Origin of the sequence: Bacillus sp. UNC437CL72CviS29 (assembly GCF_000482345.1) — a bacterium.
Taxonomy (GTDB): Bacteria; Bacillota; Bacilli; order Bacillales; family Bacillaceae_G; genus Bacillus_A; species Bacillus_A arachidis.
Map to the genome: position 1 here is coordinate 529,911 of NZ_KI535303.1, position 15,023 is coordinate 544,933.

Annotated in this window: 15 protein-coding genes; 6 read left to right on the plus strand and 9 right to left on the minus strand. The window is 34.7% G+C overall.

Going from position 1 to position 15,023, the window contains the following annotated elements; genetic code table 11:
- Positions 1-26: 26 nt before the first annotated feature.
- Entirely contained in the window at positions 27-1,040 is a 1,014-nt protein-coding gene (locus M014_RS0123760) for an LCP family glycopolymer transferase (protein WP_026593927.1), read from the plus strand.
- Positions 1,041-1,282: 242 nt separating this feature from the next.
- Positions 1,283-2,536, plus strand: a complete 1,254-nt coding sequence (locus M014_RS0123765) for a VanW family protein (RefSeq protein WP_026593928.1) — start codon at positions 1,283-1,285, stop codon at positions 2,534-2,536.
- Between the two features lie 4 nt (positions 2,537-2,540).
- On the opposite strand, the gene M014_RS0123770 is transcribed toward M014_RS0123765, so the two are convergent.
- Entirely contained in the window at positions 2,541-2,813 is a 273-nt protein-coding gene (locus tag M014_RS0123770) for a hypothetical protein (RefSeq protein ID WP_026593929.1), read from the minus strand.
- Positions 2,814-2,828: 15 nt separating this feature from the next.
- Positions 2,829-3,347: an RNase A-like domain-containing lipoprotein gene (locus M014_RS0123775; RefSeq protein ID WP_026593930.1), complete on the minus strand. Its 519-nt coding sequence runs from the start codon at positions 3,345-3,347 to the stop codon at positions 2,829-2,831.
- Positions 3,348-3,781: 434 nt separating this feature from the next.
- Here M014_RS0123775 and M014_RS0123780 point away from each other — a divergent pair, with 434 nt between their 5' ends.
- The gene (locus M014_RS0123780) at positions 3,782-4,330 is read left to right on the plus strand and encodes a TVP38/TMEM64 family protein (protein WP_026593931.1); all 549 of its coding nucleotides are present in this window, start codon (positions 3,782-3,784) and stop codon (positions 4,328-4,330) included.
- Positions 4,331-4,554: 224 nt separating this feature from the next.
- Here M014_RS0123780 and M014_RS0123785 read toward each other — a convergent pair whose 3' ends face one another.
- From M014_RS0123785 to M014_RS0123805, 5 genes are all read right to left on the minus strand, one after another.
- On the minus strand, positions 4,555-5,082 hold the full coding sequence (locus tag M014_RS0123785) for a DUF2812 domain-containing protein (RefSeq protein WP_026593932.1): 528 nt from the start codon (positions 5,080-5,082) through the stop codon (positions 4,555-4,557).
- Position 5,083: 1 nt separating this feature from the next.
- Positions 5,084-5,398, minus strand: a complete 315-nt coding sequence (locus M014_RS0123790) for a PadR family transcriptional regulator (protein WP_026593933.1) — start codon at positions 5,396-5,398, stop codon at positions 5,084-5,086.
- Between the two features lie 160 nt (positions 5,399-5,558).
- Positions 5,559-7,259 (minus strand): M4 family metallopeptidase, encoded by a 1,701-nt coding sequence (locus M014_RS0123795; RefSeq protein WP_026593934.1) that lies wholly within the window; start codon positions 7,257-7,259, stop codon positions 5,559-5,561.
- Positions 7,260-7,435: 176 nt separating this feature from the next.
- Complete coding sequence (locus M014_RS29430) at positions 7,436-7,564, minus strand: NprX family peptide pheromone (RefSeq protein ID WP_090692926.1); 129 nt, start codon at positions 7,562-7,564, stop codon at positions 7,436-7,438.
- Position 7,565: 1 nt separating this feature from the next.
- A complete protein-coding gene (locus tag M014_RS0123805; RefSeq protein WP_026593935.1) occupies positions 7,566-8,837 on the minus strand; it encodes a helix-turn-helix transcriptional regulator in 1,272 nt (423 codons plus the stop codon).
- 160 nt (positions 8,838-8,997) lie between these two features.
- On the opposite strand from M014_RS0123805, the gene M014_RS27450 reads away from it, so the two are divergent.
- From M014_RS27450 to M014_RS0123820, 3 genes are all read left to right on the plus strand, one after another.
- On the plus strand, positions 8,998-9,402 hold the full coding sequence (locus M014_RS27450) for a GntR family transcriptional regulator (protein WP_035415680.1): 405 nt from the start codon (positions 8,998-9,000) through the stop codon (positions 9,400-9,402).
- Complete coding sequence (locus M014_RS0123815) at positions 9,386-10,480, plus strand: DUF1648 domain-containing protein (protein ID WP_026593936.1); 1,095 nt, start codon at positions 9,386-9,388, stop codon at positions 10,478-10,480. The genes M014_RS27450 and M014_RS0123815 overlap by 17 nt, the downstream gene beginning before the upstream one ends.
- A gap of 202 nt (positions 10,481-10,682) precedes the next feature.
- Complete coding sequence (locus M014_RS0123820; RefSeq protein WP_026593937.1) at positions 10,683-12,146, plus strand: nicotinate phosphoribosyltransferase; 1,464 nt, start codon at positions 10,683-10,685, stop codon at positions 12,144-12,146.
- A gap of 29 nt (positions 12,147-12,175) precedes the next feature.
- Here M014_RS0123820 and M014_RS0123825 read toward each other — a convergent pair whose 3' ends face one another.
- Complete coding sequence (locus M014_RS0123825) at positions 12,176-14,536, minus strand: heavy metal translocating P-type ATPase (protein ID WP_026593938.1); 2,361 nt, start codon at positions 14,534-14,536, stop codon at positions 12,176-12,178.
- A gap of 27 nt (positions 14,537-14,563) precedes the next feature.
- Positions 14,564-14,941, minus strand: coding sequence for an ArsR/SmtB family transcription factor (locus M014_RS0123830; RefSeq protein ID WP_026593939.1), 378 nt, complete (start codon positions 14,939-14,941; stop codon positions 14,564-14,566).
- Positions 14,942-15,023: the final 82 nt, after the last annotated feature.

Sequence of the window (15,023 nt, forward strand, 5' to 3'; positions counted from 1 at the left end):
TGAATGATTTGAAGGAGAACTAAAGAATGAATTCAGATGTAGAAAACAAAAATAGAACTTCAAAGAGGAGATTTAAGAAAAGACGCCTACTATGGTTTGTTCTCATTCCATTACTCATTGTAACAATTGGGGGTGGAAGCTATTTCTTCCACATATACAGTAAAGCAAAATCAATTGTAAATAATGCATATTCCGAACTAGATAGAGGAGATAAATCTGATAAACGAGATAAAGCTGTTAAACCGATGACCGACAACGTTTCTGTCCTTATTATGGGGGTAGATGAAAGTGACCTTCGTGAAAAATCTTACGGCAAAGCAACACGTACAGATGCATTATTGCTTGCTACAATTAATAAAAATGATAAATCAGTAAAACTTGTTAGTATCCCCCGTGACTCTCGCGTATATATTAAATCACGTGATAAACAAGATAAAATCACACATGCTCACGTATTTGGGGGCGTAGATAGTACAATTAATACAGTCGAAAACTTTTTAAATGTTCCTGTCGACTACTATGTAAAATTTAATTTTAAATCATTTATAAAAATTGTCGATTCTCTTGGTGGCATCGACGTAGACGTTCCTGTTGAGTTTACAGAACAAAATAGTAAGGATGAGCCTGGTGCCATTCACCTAAAAAAAGGACGCCAACATTTAAATGGTGAGGAAGCACTTGCTTTAGCAAGAACACGTCACATTGATAGTGATTATATGCGTGGTCAGCGTCAACAACTTGTTTTGGAAGCAATTGCTCAAAAAGCACTATCTATAAACTCTATTAATAAAATTGGCAGCTTATTAGATGCTGTTGATCACGATTTAAAAACAAACTTAACATTTGATGACATGATGACAATTACGACAAACATTATGGGATCAAACTTAAGGATGGATAAACTCCAAGTAAAAGGTAGCGATAAATATATCGGCGGCATCTACTACTACATTCCTAATGAAAAAAGTGTACAGGACATATCCAAAACATTAAAAGAACATCTCGATGTTACGAATAAAACTGAACATAAAAAATTATAATAAAAAGGCTGCTAGGACTTTCCCAGTAGCCTTTTTATTATAATTTCCAACAAAATACTTCCATTTTCTTACGCAAATAATGACAAAAAGAGACAATTATTACAACAATGTAACATTTTTTATAAAAACATTACACCAATAATTAAAATAATAGTATACTAGTACATAATACTATTTTTATCATTCATACATAAAAAACGAATACATATAACCTTATATATTAACTTTTTGGGGGGAAGTAAATGAAGCTACGTAACTTACTGATTGGTTCTGCTGTCGCAGGTGGAATATTGCTATGTGCAGGTGGGATTGGTGGTTATCAATACGTTTCTAAGTTAAACAAACAACTCGATACAACCGTATTACCGCACACTACATTTGAAGGTACTTCTCTTGATGGTAAAAGTAAAAAAGACGTGCAAGAAATTATTCAACAAAAAGTAGATGAATTAAACAAAAAATCTCTTAACTATGCATTACCGAGTAATACACAAACTTATACGTGGAAAGACTTAGGTGTTGACTATAAAGAAAAAGACATTTTCGAAAAAATCTTTAACGAGCAAAAAGGGAATGTTATGAATCGCTATAACATGCGAAAACAAGCTGAAAACGGCGAGTTAAAACGTGAATATAAACTAACACCTGAACTGAACTCAACAGCTTATGAGGCTTTTATAAAAGAAAAATATAACGAAACATTAAAGGAACCTGTAAACGCTGAATTAAGTGTTTCCGGAACAACAGTAAACATTAGTCAAAGTCAAAATGGCGAAAAAGTTGATAAAGAAAAATTAAAAGAATTAACGGCAAAAGCAATTACTACTGGTACACAAGATATTCAACTTCCAATTGCATCCACAAAACCCGAACGATCTACAGAAGATATAAAAAACATGGGTATTACACAAGTAATCGCTGAATATTCTACTCCTATGGCTGGTCGAAACGGGAGCCAATCCTTTAATGTAAACAAATCTGCTAATACTTTAAGTGGAGCACTCGTAGCACCTGGTGAAACATTTAGTTTCAATGAACGCGTCGGTATTACAGATGCTGCGCATGGCTATAAATCCGCTGCTGTATATTTGAATGGTAAAGTTGTCCAAAGTGCTGGTGGGGGTGTGTGTCAAGTTAGTAGTACGCTATATGGTGCAGCATTACGTGCTGATTTAGGAGTTGTTGCTCGTAGTAACCACTCTATGCCTGTTCATTACTTACCACTTGGCCAAGATGCCGCTGTAGCAGATTATGGACCGGATCTAAAATTCCAAAACAATACGGGAAAATATATTTACATTCAAGCCTTCTCTAATGGTGGCAGTATAACTACACGTATTTTCGGTACACCTACTGGTAAGGACGTAGAAGTTTCATCAAAAGTAATTAGTGATACTGGAAATAAAATTACAGCTGTTACATATAAAAAAGTAACACAAAACGGTCAAGTGATCTCAAATGGCCAAATCTCAAAAAGTGTATACAAAAAGGCGTGATGATTCACGCCTTTTTGTTTTGCAGTAAACGTATAAATGCCTCTATATGTTCCCTCGCCTCTTCTAACGACCATATACGGTTTCCTTGTTTAGCCGCTAATAAAGATCCTTCTTCCCATGCCTTCGCTTGCTTTATATGTAATAGCTCATGTTGTAATTTAGCAACGGTTTCTTGCTCTTCTTCCTCTAAGAACTCAGTCATTACATTGATTATCTCATCCTCATGCACACTTAACGTACAATATGTTTTTAAGAAATATTGAAGTGTTGGATACATACTACTCTCCCTTTCTTACTTGTCTGATGGATAGGAAGTAATGATTTTAAATCCTAATGACCCTGATTTATCTCTTGCTAAAACAGTAACTGTATTCATAAGCTTATCTTTTACACTCATATCTTTCTTTAATACCGTTTTTCCAACAGGAAACGAATGCTTCGTATTTAATACGAGACGATTTTCTTTGGAATTCTTTAACCACTTCTCAATTTCCTGCTCATGCTGTTTCAAACTATCTTTAACAGCTTTTGTTGCCGTCTCTTTATCGTAGTATGTACTTGCGGCCGATACTTTATCTGTACGTAATCGTTCTTTTAGCTGATCTTCTGTCTTTCCGACATGACGTTCTATCGTATGACCATTTTTCGGCGGTCCTTCCATTTCATCTAAAATATTATCATTAATTTTCCCTATTGATGCTGAATCGCTTCCTTTTGGACTTTCTTTTTTCTGTTCTTGTCCTGCACAACCACTTAAAACAAGTATCATCGCAAGTAATCCGCTTAAGAAAATACTCCATAATCGTTTCATCATATCACCTCTTTCATGATTATCGTCATAACTTCACAAAAAGTCAATTTTATATAAAAAAAGCGTACACCAATGATTTGCATGTCGCTTAACAACGAAAAAACTCATTTATTTCATATTACTTGCACAGAAAAGGGGTGAATCAGTCCGTCTACATAATACTGACTTTCTTAAATGTTTTTTTCTAATCTATACTCTATCTTTTTTAAACATTTTACAACTTTCTCAGCTTCTTCCTATCCATGTATGGAATTACCTTCTCTTGATTTAAGAAATAACCGAAAAATATACCCCCTACCTTCCGTACCATATACCTGTAATGGGTATATTTTTCGGTTTTTATTATGAAAATTTATATTTTCTATTAAAATCTACACTTGCCTATACTGATTAAATGTGGTGTAATGCAAAAAAAGACAAAGGACTATAACGATATGCAAGAAATGATTCACAATTTACTCACAGAGCATTACACGATTGCAATTCCACTTAGTATTCTATTCAATATCATCATCAGTTTGGCAGGCTTTATTCCAAGCATATTTTTAACAGCAATCAACATACAGCTTTTTGGCTTAACAGACGGAACAATAATTTCGATCGCAGGCGAAGTATCGGGAGCAATTGTTTCATTTTATTTCTATCGACTAGGTTTTCAAAAATTGGCCCATAACAAAATAAACAACTATCCAAAAGTAGAACGTCTTCTTTATGTACAAGGTAAAGAAGCATTTTTTCTCGTTCTATCATTCCGACTTGTCCCATTTATTCCATCTGGCATTATTACCTTATTTGCTGCGTTAGGAAAAATGTCGTTATTCTCTTTCAGTATTGCAAGTGCAATAGGAAAAGTACCAGCATTATTCATTGAAGTGTATTCTGCATACCATGTAATGAACGGAACAAGCGAAGCGAAGTGGATTATAACGATTGCTGGTTGTATCGGAGTATTATATGTATGGAAGAAGTGGAAGAAAAAATAAAAAAAGGAGCAATTGCTCCTTTTTTATTCTCTATCAAAGGGAGTTGCTGAAAACATTCATTTCACCATAAAAAAATCCCTTATATTTTGAACAAAGGTTGATCAAAACATAAGGGATTTTTAACTTATCTTTCAAAAATTTTATAAAAAGATTGCTTATTTTAACAGGAAAATAAATTATAATAACTACCACTTCTTTATAAGCTTAGAAATTCTCTTTCTATACTATTTTGTTCTAAACGAATGGTAGTAGGTCGCCATTAATGTCATTAACATTGGAATGGTAATGACAAGGGAAAATAAGAAAACTATCGAAAATATTGTACTTAATACACCTGAACTTACCGAATGAACGAAATAACTTACAATCAGCATAGCCATACTAATTGCAACTGCTGACATAACTGGTTGTCTAAGTGTTTTTATTTTCTCCTGTTTTGTTTCTTTATCTGTATAAATTGGTTTTGTACCAGGTTTGGCCTTAAATAGGTGCACATCATAATAACTCGAACAAACATATTCCCAACCTGACAATTCAAACATTTCAATATATTCTTCTAATTCGTTTTCTGCTAATGGTCTTATATCAAGACTAAATATAGTATCTTCAGCAGCACCCTTTTCTAATTCATATCCCATTCGTTTAAAACGTTTCACAATCCATCCTTTTGCAGCATACTTTCTTAGCTTTTTTAAATCTTGTTCTTCTGAAAAAGCAATCCCATTTGACATTATGTATTTTGTTTTCCCCATTTTAGTACTCCCCTTTTAATCCATTTTCAGCAAAATCAAGCATCGTTTTACGTCTCAAAATATCCTGTTCCAACACTTCTCTACCTTTATCTGTCAAAACATATACTTTTCTACGTGAGTCTGAATCATCAAATAATTCAATGTAGGATTCGGTTATTAACTTTTTAATAATTGTATATAGTGATGCGGGCCCAATTACTACTTTCCCCTTTGTTAATTCTTCAATCAAGCTCATCACTGCATAGCCATGTCTTGGTGTTGTAAATCCTGCCATAATATAAAACACAGAATCGGTTAACTGTTCTAATGATTTCATTTTCTCCCTACCTTCATTATATCACTTTGTGATATATCTAAAGATAATATATCACAAAGTGATATGATGAACAATAAAAAGATGGAATGAATATTCAATTTCATTCCATCTTTAAGGGCAATCCTTATCAAACTTTATTTACAATCCACAGGAGTGGAACCTATTTTACACCAACTGCATCATATGACTGCTTCACTGCTGTAACTTCAGCAGAGCTTGCACCATATAAATCAGCTGCAGCTTGTACTAAGCCAGCACGCGCTTGACTAAATGTAGTAGATTCAGTGAGGTATTGTGTATTTGCACGATAATAAATTGCACCTACTTTATCTTTACCAATACCATTCACTGTTACACCATAATGCGTACCACCATTTGCAAGTAAGTAAGCCGCTTTATTGATAATACCGCTGTTCGTATGAACGCCACCATTATCACTTGAACCAGTATAACGCTTAGAATAATGGTCTGGATCACCATATTTTGTTGGGTCACTCATAGAACGAAGTGCATCCCCAGATGTACCAGGCGTATAAATATCCTCTCCAATTTCCCAATCTGGATTACGATTATCACTGTACTCTACTAAAGTACCAAAAATATCAGAAATCGCTTCATTTAATGCTCCTGACTCATTTTGATAAATCAGGTTTGAGCTATATTCTGTAACCGCATGCGTTAACTCATGCCCAATTACATCTAATCCACCTGATAATGCAGTAAATGTATAGCCATCCCCGTCTCCATATACCATTTGTGAGCCATTCCAGAATGCATTATTATATCCACTACTGTAATGAACCGTTGATTTTAACGGTGCTCCAGCGTCATTAAATGAATTACGATTGAACGTCTTTTTATAATAATCATATGTTACTCCTGCATAATAATGGGCATCTACCGCTGCCGCATCACGGCTTGCATTGAAAACGTTATCTGTATCTGCCCACAACGTTCCTGGTAACGTAGTGCGGTTCTTCGCATCATATGTGAAAATCTGCGCTCCACGTGTATTATCTTGTAAATAATAAGTAGATCCAGATAATGTTGTATTAATAGATTTTGTATCTCCTAGTACACCTTTACCTGTCCCAACTTTATTTGTTCCTGTAACAGGTTTTGCAGCTGCTTTCGCATCTTGTTTTGCAACCTCTTGCTTAACTAGCGATTTATTCTCATCTGTTACATGATCAATTGTATTGTATTTATTTAACACTTTACCGCTATCTGCCTCAATGAAATAATAATAGTTACCTGGCTTCGGATCTAAGAAATTTAATTTCACAACATATGCATAAGTTGTATCCTCACCATTTTGATATACATATAAATCCGCTGATGGCTCTACCTCATATTTAGGAGTTAACCCTAGATCTTGCTGTGCGATTTCAATCGCTTTTTTACCTTCAATCTTATTTTTATTTTTTAATTTTTCTTTTTTATCTAGATCCGGTACAACTGTTCCAGATAATACTTTTAATGAACCATCTTTACTAACATGCGCTAGTTGGGTAGACCCCCATACCGGTGTACCTTCATATACTTGTTGCATACGTACCACTGTTGCATCAGTTATAGAATCCTTTTTCACTTGTTTCACTTTGAAAGAATCCTCTGCACTCTTTTCTCCTAACTTATACTCCTTTTTTGCTGCATTTAAATAATCAAACACAACAGATTCTGCTTTCTTTCCAGTTGCTCCTGTTAAATCTCCAGAGATAAACTCAGGTGACTGCACTGCTTCATTGTACTTTTTCGTAGAGAGCACGTTCTTTGAATCTGCAAACGCAGAGCTTGTCCCTCCAAATGTTGTAACTGCCATTCCTGCCGCTAATACAAATGCTAAACTCTTCTTTTTCATATAACCTTCCCCCTAATAAAAAATTTTTTGAAAAAGAGTAGTTTTATATTATCATCTAGTTTCCACTATTTATATACTAAAAATTCAAAAAATTCTTTTCTCAAGTTTTGTAGAATTTTGGGGAGCAATTATTGAGAAAGGCCCTTTCCAATTTGGAAAGGGCCTTTTGGTTATTATTATACATTTACTGTTTGTGATAAATTAGAGTCTAATCCAAAAGTATCAGGTTTACTCGTATATTGCACACCACCTACCACGGTAAATACTACTGCGACCACTAAAATTCCTGCTAATATTTTTTTCATTTTAACCCTCCTTATGATCTTCTAACACTTCAATAACTAACTTATAATATCGATTACTTTCTTCAAAATGTAGTAACCGAGCGAAATATTCCGCAAGCTCTATATATACTTTCTTTAATTCAATTTTATTTCCTGCCGACTTATAAAAAGGAATAGCTTCTGCTTCCAAAAATGATTTATAGGCTTTTGCGTCTTCAAAATATTTATACCGAAGCATGAGAAGTAGATATAACTTTGTATTAAATCTTTCTTCCTGCTTAGCAGCAATAACTCCCTTATCAATCCATTCTTTCGCTTCTTCTAGCTGCTCTAGTTTAATGCATTGTAATGCCATTTCATATAATGTATCTATATAATTTAAATCTATTTGATTCTGAAATTGCAAACTTTTTAAATAGCATTCTTTCGCCCGCTGATACTGTCTTTTTTTATAGTATATATTTCCAATGTTACTTAAAGTAATAGCTATAAGTACATCTTCGTCTGCAAAAGATGATGCTTCTCTCAATATACTTTCGTACATTTCCAAAGCCTCTTTATATTGACCTTTTTCCGCATAACTTAGTGCAATAAGAATTTGACAGTTAATCACATTCCTAAACTTGTATTCACCTCGAAATCCCTCTAATGCAACATTAGCAAAATGCAGTGCAAGATGATGAATTTCTAAATGAGTATATGTAAGAGCAATATTATAATAAATCCCAGTTTCATAATACCCTTGTTCTTTAGCCATCACTTCTGTCTCTAGTAAATAATCGAGGCCATCTTTCCACTTATATTGCAAACAATATAATATCCCTCTACTATACGTATATAACATTTTTTGAAACGGAGAATACTTCTTATACATTTTTCTCAACTTCTCTAGTTCTTCTTCAAGTGCAGGAAGATCTCTTTTCATAATTAAATAACGAGTATAGAGTAATTTATAATAGTTTATGATTTCAAAATCTAAAACATGCTTCATTTCACCTTGTAACTCATTATATATGCGTTCAACTTGCCCTTTGTCCAAATGAACTAACGCGTTTAACCAATCATCTAACTTCTCTTTCACTTCTTCTTCTACATCTCTCAAATCCGACACAGCAATCTCTAACCTCGCGCAGAGCAGCTGCAAGATTTCTTCTGATGCTTCTATCTTTCCATTTTCAATCTTACTTAAATATGAGACGGAACAAATGCCCTGACATAATTCTTCTTGTGTCATTTTTTGCTGCAGTCGCTTATAAAAAACTTGTTTCCCGATTTTCTCTAATGTTTGTTGCATTGTCCTCCTCCATTCTCATTTACCCCCACTACTTTAATAATACATAAAAATGCCAAAAATATAAATTGATAAATGTAAATTTTCTAAACATTTTTCGCCCTTTGTCGCTATAACTGTTATATTATATGTATAACAGTTATAGCGACAAAGGAGGTGCAGCATGTTTATAACGATTAACATACAGTCTGATATTCCAATATACGAACAACTCGTTCATCAAATTATCGAAGGAATTGCCAAAGAAGAACTAAAAGAAGGCGAAACTTTACCTTCTGTTCGATTACTTGCTTCTGATTTAGGTGTAAATATGCTCACTGTTAATAAAGCGTATCAGCTGCTAAAACAAAAAGGATTTATTCAAATTCATCGACAAAAAGGAGCTACTGTAAATACAACACAATTACATGATAACTCCGCATTTTTTGAGAGGAGTGAACTAAATCTACAACCATTTATAGCAGAAGCAAAATGTCGTGGTATTTCAAAAAAAGCACTCTTGCAATTTGTACAATCTTTAGCGAATCATTTTGAATGGGAGGAAACAAAACATGGACATATGGATTAATATCATTCTATTTGTAGCGATACTAGCACCATTTTTCCTCATTATTACTTTTACACCACAAATGACTCCAAATATATATAGTTTTGGTATCCGAATCCCCGAAAACGCATATAACTTAGATGAAATTGTCCTCTTGCGTAAAAAATTTCGGAACACCCACTTGCTTTTCAGCTTGTTATTTACAATCTTTTTCATCAGTATTTCAGTATATTTTTCAAATGAAGCAGCACAAGCAACAGGCCTTATTATTTGTATTATCGGATTTCTAATTGCCGATTTTTTTATTTATTTACATTGTCATAAAAAAATGAAAGTCATCCGAAATAATATGAATTGGGCTATTGAAAAAAAGCAACCTATTGTAATTGATACATCTTTTCGAAATGAAAAATTAACCTATTCTAACGGATTATTTTCCATTCATGCATTCATATGTTTTATAACAATTCTTATTACTATCTCGTTCTATCCTGAATTGCCAAATCAAATTCCAACGAAATTCAATTGGGATGGCACTATAACAACCTATAGTGAAAAAACAATCGGGCTTTTCTCTGTTTTTCCACTTATTCAATTCGTAACAATTCTGCTTTTTATGGGTATCAATATACTATTAAAACGCGCTAAGCAACAACTCAATGTTCAAAATGCAGATGCATCTAAAATTTCTAGCATTCAATCCCGCAGAAAGTGGTCATTATTTATGATTGGATCTTCCTTGCTGTCTGTATTTCTATTCACTTTGTTCCAAATTTCTTATATCGTTCCATTTTCACCTCTTAAATTAATCATTAGCACCATTATCATAACTACAATAACAATTACTTGGGCAATCATTATTGCACGAAAACCAATAAATCAAGATACTTTATCAAGCAATGAAAATTTTTCTATTCAACAAGATGATGATCATTTTTGGAAACTGGGACAATTTTATTACAATCGAAATGATCCTACACTCATGTTAGAAAAGCGCTTTGGACTTGGATGGACTTTCAATTTCGCTCGCCCCATAGCATGGGGGATTTTATTCGGTCCTCTCGTGCTCATTTTTGGAATTGTTCTATTAACTGCATAATCCCGGGTAAAATCTACTCTTAATTGAAGTAGCTGCTTTGGCATAAAGTGAAACTTTAATCAGAGGGGGCTTCATCCCCCTCTGATTATTAGCCGGACAATGCTTTCGCTGAATTTTGAGGTGAAAGTATTACTGCCGGTTAATGCGGGATAAACTACAAATAAACGATATAATATAACCAAATTACGGAGGTGTTTTCACAATGAATCATTATAAAGATGATAGTTACGCCTTACACACAGATTTATATCAAATCAACATGGCTTATACATATTGGAAAGACAAGATTCATAATCGCCGTGCTGTTTTTGATTTATATTTCCGAAAGCTCCCATTCGAAAATGGTTACGCCATTTTTGCTGGTCTTGAAAAAATTATAGAATACATAGAGACTTTTCGTTTTACCGAAAGTGACATCGCTTATTTAAAAGAACTACAATTTGAAGAAGAGTTCCTACATTATTTACAAAACATGAAATTTACTGGGACAATTCGTGGTATGCAAGAAGGAGAAGTTGTTTTTAATAACGAACCATTATTGCGTGTTGACGCACCTCTTGGTGAAGCTCAAATTATTGAGACCGCCTTGTTAAATATTGTGAATTACCAAACATTAATCGCTACAAAAGCAGCTCGCATGAAACATGCAGCGGACAATGATGAACTCTTAGAGTTTGGTACCCGCCGCGCTCACGAATTTGACGCTGCCCTTTGGGGTACACGAGCGGCCTTTATCGGTGGATTTTCTTCTACAAGCAATGTCCGTGCTGGAAAACGCTTTGGTATTCCAGTTGCTGGTACGCATGCTCATTCCTTTGTCCAAGCGTATCGTGATGAATATGTTGCATTTAAAAAGTATGCTGAAACGCACCAAAAATGTGTTTTTCTCGTTGATACATATGATACGTTAAAATCTGGTGTACCAAATGCGATTCGCGTTGCTAAGGAATTCGGTGACCACATTGATTTTTATGGCATTCGTCTCGATAGTGGCGATATGGCTTATTTATCAAAAGAAGCACGAAAACTACTTGATGCAGCTGGGTTTACAAATACAAAAATTATTGCTTCTAGTGATTTAGATGAATATACAATTATGCATTTAAAATCACAGGGAGCAAAAATTGATGTATGGGGCGTCGGAACAAAACTGATTACATCATTTGAACAACCTGCATTAGGCGCTGTCTATAAATTAGTTGCGATTGAAGATGCAAATGGCATATTAAATGACACAATTAAAATCTCTTCTAACCCTGAAAAGATCACAACACCAGGATTAAAACGAATTTATCGAATCATTAATCGCGTGAACAATCATGCAGAAGGTGATTATATCGCTTTAGAATCCGAAGAACCTCAACAGGAAGAGCGTTTAAAAATGTTCCATCCTGTTCATACGTATATTAGTAAATTCGTAACAAACTTTGAAGCACGCGAGCTTCATCATGCCATTTTCACAAATGGTAGAAGAACATACGAATTACCAAATATATTAGACATTCAAAAATACACTAAAAGCAGCTTAGCACTATTCTGGGAAGAATATATGAGAACGCTAAATCCCGAAGAATATCCTGTAGATTTAAGTCAAGAGTGCTGGGATCATAAAATGAATTATATTCAAACAGTACGAGATCAAGTTGCAAAAAATATACAAAAATAAAAAGAGAAGCCTTCGCTTCTCTTTTTATTTTACAAATCTTTCACTCTAAGCACACGCATCGCGTTCAATACAGCAAGTAATGTAACACCCACGTCTGAGAAAACTGCTTCCCACATTGTTGCAATTCCGAATGCACCAAGTAATAGGACAAGCCCTTTTACACCAAGTGCAAAGATAATATTTTGCCATACAATATTGCGTGTACGTTTGGCAATTTTGACAGCCGTTGCGATTTTAGAAGGTTCATCTGTCATGATTACAATATCCGCTGCTTCAATCGCTGCATCAGATCCTAATCCACCCATCGCAATTCCGACGTCTGCCCTTGCTAATACTGGTGTATCATTAATACCATCGCCAACGAACGCAATTTTTTCTTTTGCTTGTTTTGCCCCATCAATTTTTTCAATTTCTTCTACTTTTTGCTGTGGCAATAATTCAGCATGAACTTCATCTAAACCAAGCTCTTTACCAACCGCTTCTCCAACTAACTTTGCATCACCTGTTAACATGACTGTTTTCTTAATCCCAAGCTCTTTTAATTTTTGAATCGCTTGTTTTGAGTCCTCTTTCACTTCATCCGAAATGACAATATACCCTGCATATGCACCATCTACAGCAACGTGAACAAGAGTACCTACAGTTTGTGGCTGCTCAAATGTAATGCTTTCTTTTTTCATTAATTTTGCATTACCTGCAAAAATTTCTTTACCTTGCACTTTTACAACTGTACCATGACCAGAGATTTCACTATAATCTTCAATCATATTTTCATCAATTGATTTTCCATAGCTACTCCGAATAGATTGCGCAATTGGATGATTTGAGTACACTTCTGCAAATGCCGCATACTCAAGAAGCTCTTCTTTTGTAGTTGTTCCACTTGGCTCCATCTTCGTTACTTTGAAAACACCTTTTGTTAATGTTCCTGTCTTATCAAAGACGATATATTTCACATCATTTAGCGCTTCTAAATAGTTACTACCTTTGATTAAAATCCCGTTTTTAGATGCTCCACCAATACCGCCAAAGAATCCAAGTGGAATGGACACCACTAACGCACAAGGACAAGAAATAACAAGGAATACTAAAGCTCGATAAATCCAATCTGAGAATGTAGCACCTTCTAAAATGAGAGGTGGAACAAACGCTAGTACTGCAGCTGTAATTACGACAGCTGGCGTATAGTAACGAGCAAATTTCGTAATAAAGTTTTCTGTTGGTGCTTTTCGACTACTTGCATTTTGCACTAAGTCTAAAATTTTAGATACTGTAGATTCACCAAACTCTTTCGTTACCTCAATTGTCAATACACCATTTTGATTCACGAAACCACTTAATACATCATTACCAACCTCTACTTCACGCGGTACAGATTCGCCTGTTAACGCTGAAGTATCTACCATCGATGCTCCTTCAACTACTTTTCCATCTAACGGTACTTTCTCACCTGGTTTTACAATAATGTAGTCACCGATTTTAACATCTTCTGGTGAAATTTGTTTTGTTTCGTTTCCAACTTTCACGTTTGCATAATCAGGACGAATATCCATTAATGAAGTAATTGATTTTCGAGAACGATTTACAGCGATACTTTGGAATAATTCACCTACTTGGTAAAAGAGCATAACAGAAACTGCTTCTGGATACTGCCCAATCGCAAAAGCTCCAAGTGTGGCAATCGCCATTAAAAAGTTTTCATCAAATACTTGGCCGCGTGTTATATTTCTTACAGCTCGCCAAACGATATCTCCACCAATTAGTAGGTACGCAATAACAAAAAGTGGAATTGTCATCATTTGTGGTAATCCCGCTAGTGCAGCTATCCCTGTTAAAACGCCACCAATTGCTAAACGCCAAATCATTTTCTTCACATTTCCTTCACCATGGTCGTGGCTATGATTATGGCTTTCCTTCTCTTCGCGAACAACTTTTACATCTGGTTCTAACTTATGAACAATCATTTTGATATCTTGTACTGTCGTTTCAAGTTCTTTTTTATTTGCAACTTCTATTTTTAATTTCTTCGATACAAAATCCACTGTAGCATTTGAAACAGAAGGCATTTCCTTTACCTTTGTTTCAATCTTCATCGCACAATTCGCACAATCTAATCCTTCTAATACAAATACTTCTTTCGCAACTTTTGATTGTTGTTCTTCCTGTACTTTAATATGAGGCTCTAATTTCGTAACAAGTTGCATCGCCTCAGTAATAACATGTTTTTCGTTATTTTGTTCTGTTTCTAACACCATTGTCTTAGTTGCGAAGTTCACGGAACAAGATAAGACATCATCTAATCCCCCAACGCCTTTTTCGATTTTCATCGCACAGTTCGCACAATCCAGTCCTTCTAACACAAGTTTTCGTTTCACTAGTGGTTCTGCCATCTTTCTCCCTCCTTGTGCTTTTATTTTCTATTCTTCTTCATTTACGTGTTCAAATGCTTGCTCAAAGATACCGATTACGTGATGGTCCGCCAATGAATAATAAACCACTTTTCCCTCTTTACGGTTTTTCACAAGCTTTGCTTGTTTTAATACACGAAGCTGATGTGAAATAGACGACTGTGTCATTCCAAGTAAATATGCTAAATCACACACGCACATTTCTGCTTCAAATAATGCGTGTAAAATTCTCGTACGTGTACGGTCGCCTAACACTTTAAATAACTCAGCTACTTTACTTAAGCTTTCATCATTCGGAATTGTTTGTTTCACTTGATCCACAACGTCTTCATGGATAATCGTTTGAGAACACGCCTCTTGGCATGTTTCCACTTTATTTTCAGCCATTATAGCTCACCTCTTTATCTAAACATATGAACAGCCATTCATATATCTTATACCTTTATTATATGAGCGTCCGTTCATATGT

Excerpts from the sequence above, each read along its gene's own strand:
- M014_RS0123760 (WP_026593927.1), top strand. The coding sequence starts at position 27 with ATGAATTCAGATGTAGAAAACAAAAATAGAACTTCAAAGAGGAGATTT.
- M014_RS0123765 (WP_026593928.1), top strand. The coding sequence starts at position 1,283 with ATGAAGCTACGTAACTTACTGATTGGTTCTGCTGTCGCAGGTGGAATA.
- M014_RS0123770 (WP_026593929.1), bottom strand. The coding sequence starts at position 2,813 with ATGTATCCAACACTTCAATATTTCTTAAAAACATATTGTACGTTAAGT.
- M014_RS0123775 (WP_026593930.1), bottom strand. The coding sequence starts at position 3,347 with ATGAAACGATTATGGAGTATTTTCTTAAGCGGATTACTTGCGATGATA.
- M014_RS0123780 (WP_026593931.1), top strand. The coding sequence starts at position 3,782 with ATGCAAGAAATGATTCACAATTTACTCACAGAGCATTACACGATTGCA.
- M014_RS0123785 (WP_026593932.1), bottom strand. The coding sequence starts at position 5,082 with ATGGGGAAAACAAAATACATAATGTCAAATGGGATTGCTTTTTCAGAA.
- M014_RS0123790 (WP_026593933.1), bottom strand. The coding sequence starts at position 5,398 with ATGAAATCATTAGAACAGTTAACCGATTCTGTGTTTTATATTATGGCA.
- M014_RS0123795 (WP_026593934.1), bottom strand. The coding sequence starts at position 7,259 with ATGAAAAAGAAGAGTTTAGCATTTGTATTAGCGGCAGGAATGGCAGTT.
- M014_RS29430 (WP_090692926.1), bottom strand. The coding sequence starts at position 7,564 with ATGAAAAAAATATTAGCAGGAATTTTAGTGGTCGCAGTAGTATTTACC.
- M014_RS0123805 (WP_026593935.1), bottom strand. The coding sequence starts at position 8,837 with ATGCAACAAACATTAGAGAAAATCGGGAAACAAGTTTTTTATAAGCGA.
- M014_RS27450 (WP_035415680.1), top strand. The coding sequence starts at position 8,998 with ATGTTTATAACGATTAACATACAGTCTGATATTCCAATATACGAACAA.
- M014_RS0123815 (WP_026593936.1), top strand. The coding sequence starts at position 9,386 with ATGGACATATGGATTAATATCATTCTATTTGTAGCGATACTAGCACCA.
- M014_RS0123820 (WP_026593937.1), top strand. The coding sequence starts at position 10,683 with ATGAATCATTATAAAGATGATAGTTACGCCTTACACACAGATTTATAT.
- M014_RS0123825 (WP_026593938.1), bottom strand. The coding sequence starts at position 14,536 with ATGGCAGAACCACTAGTGAAACGAAAACTTGTGTTAGAAGGACTGGAT.
- M014_RS0123830 (WP_026593939.1), bottom strand. The coding sequence starts at position 14,941 with ATGGCTGAAAATAAAGTGGAAACATGCCAAGAGGCGTGTTCTCAAACG.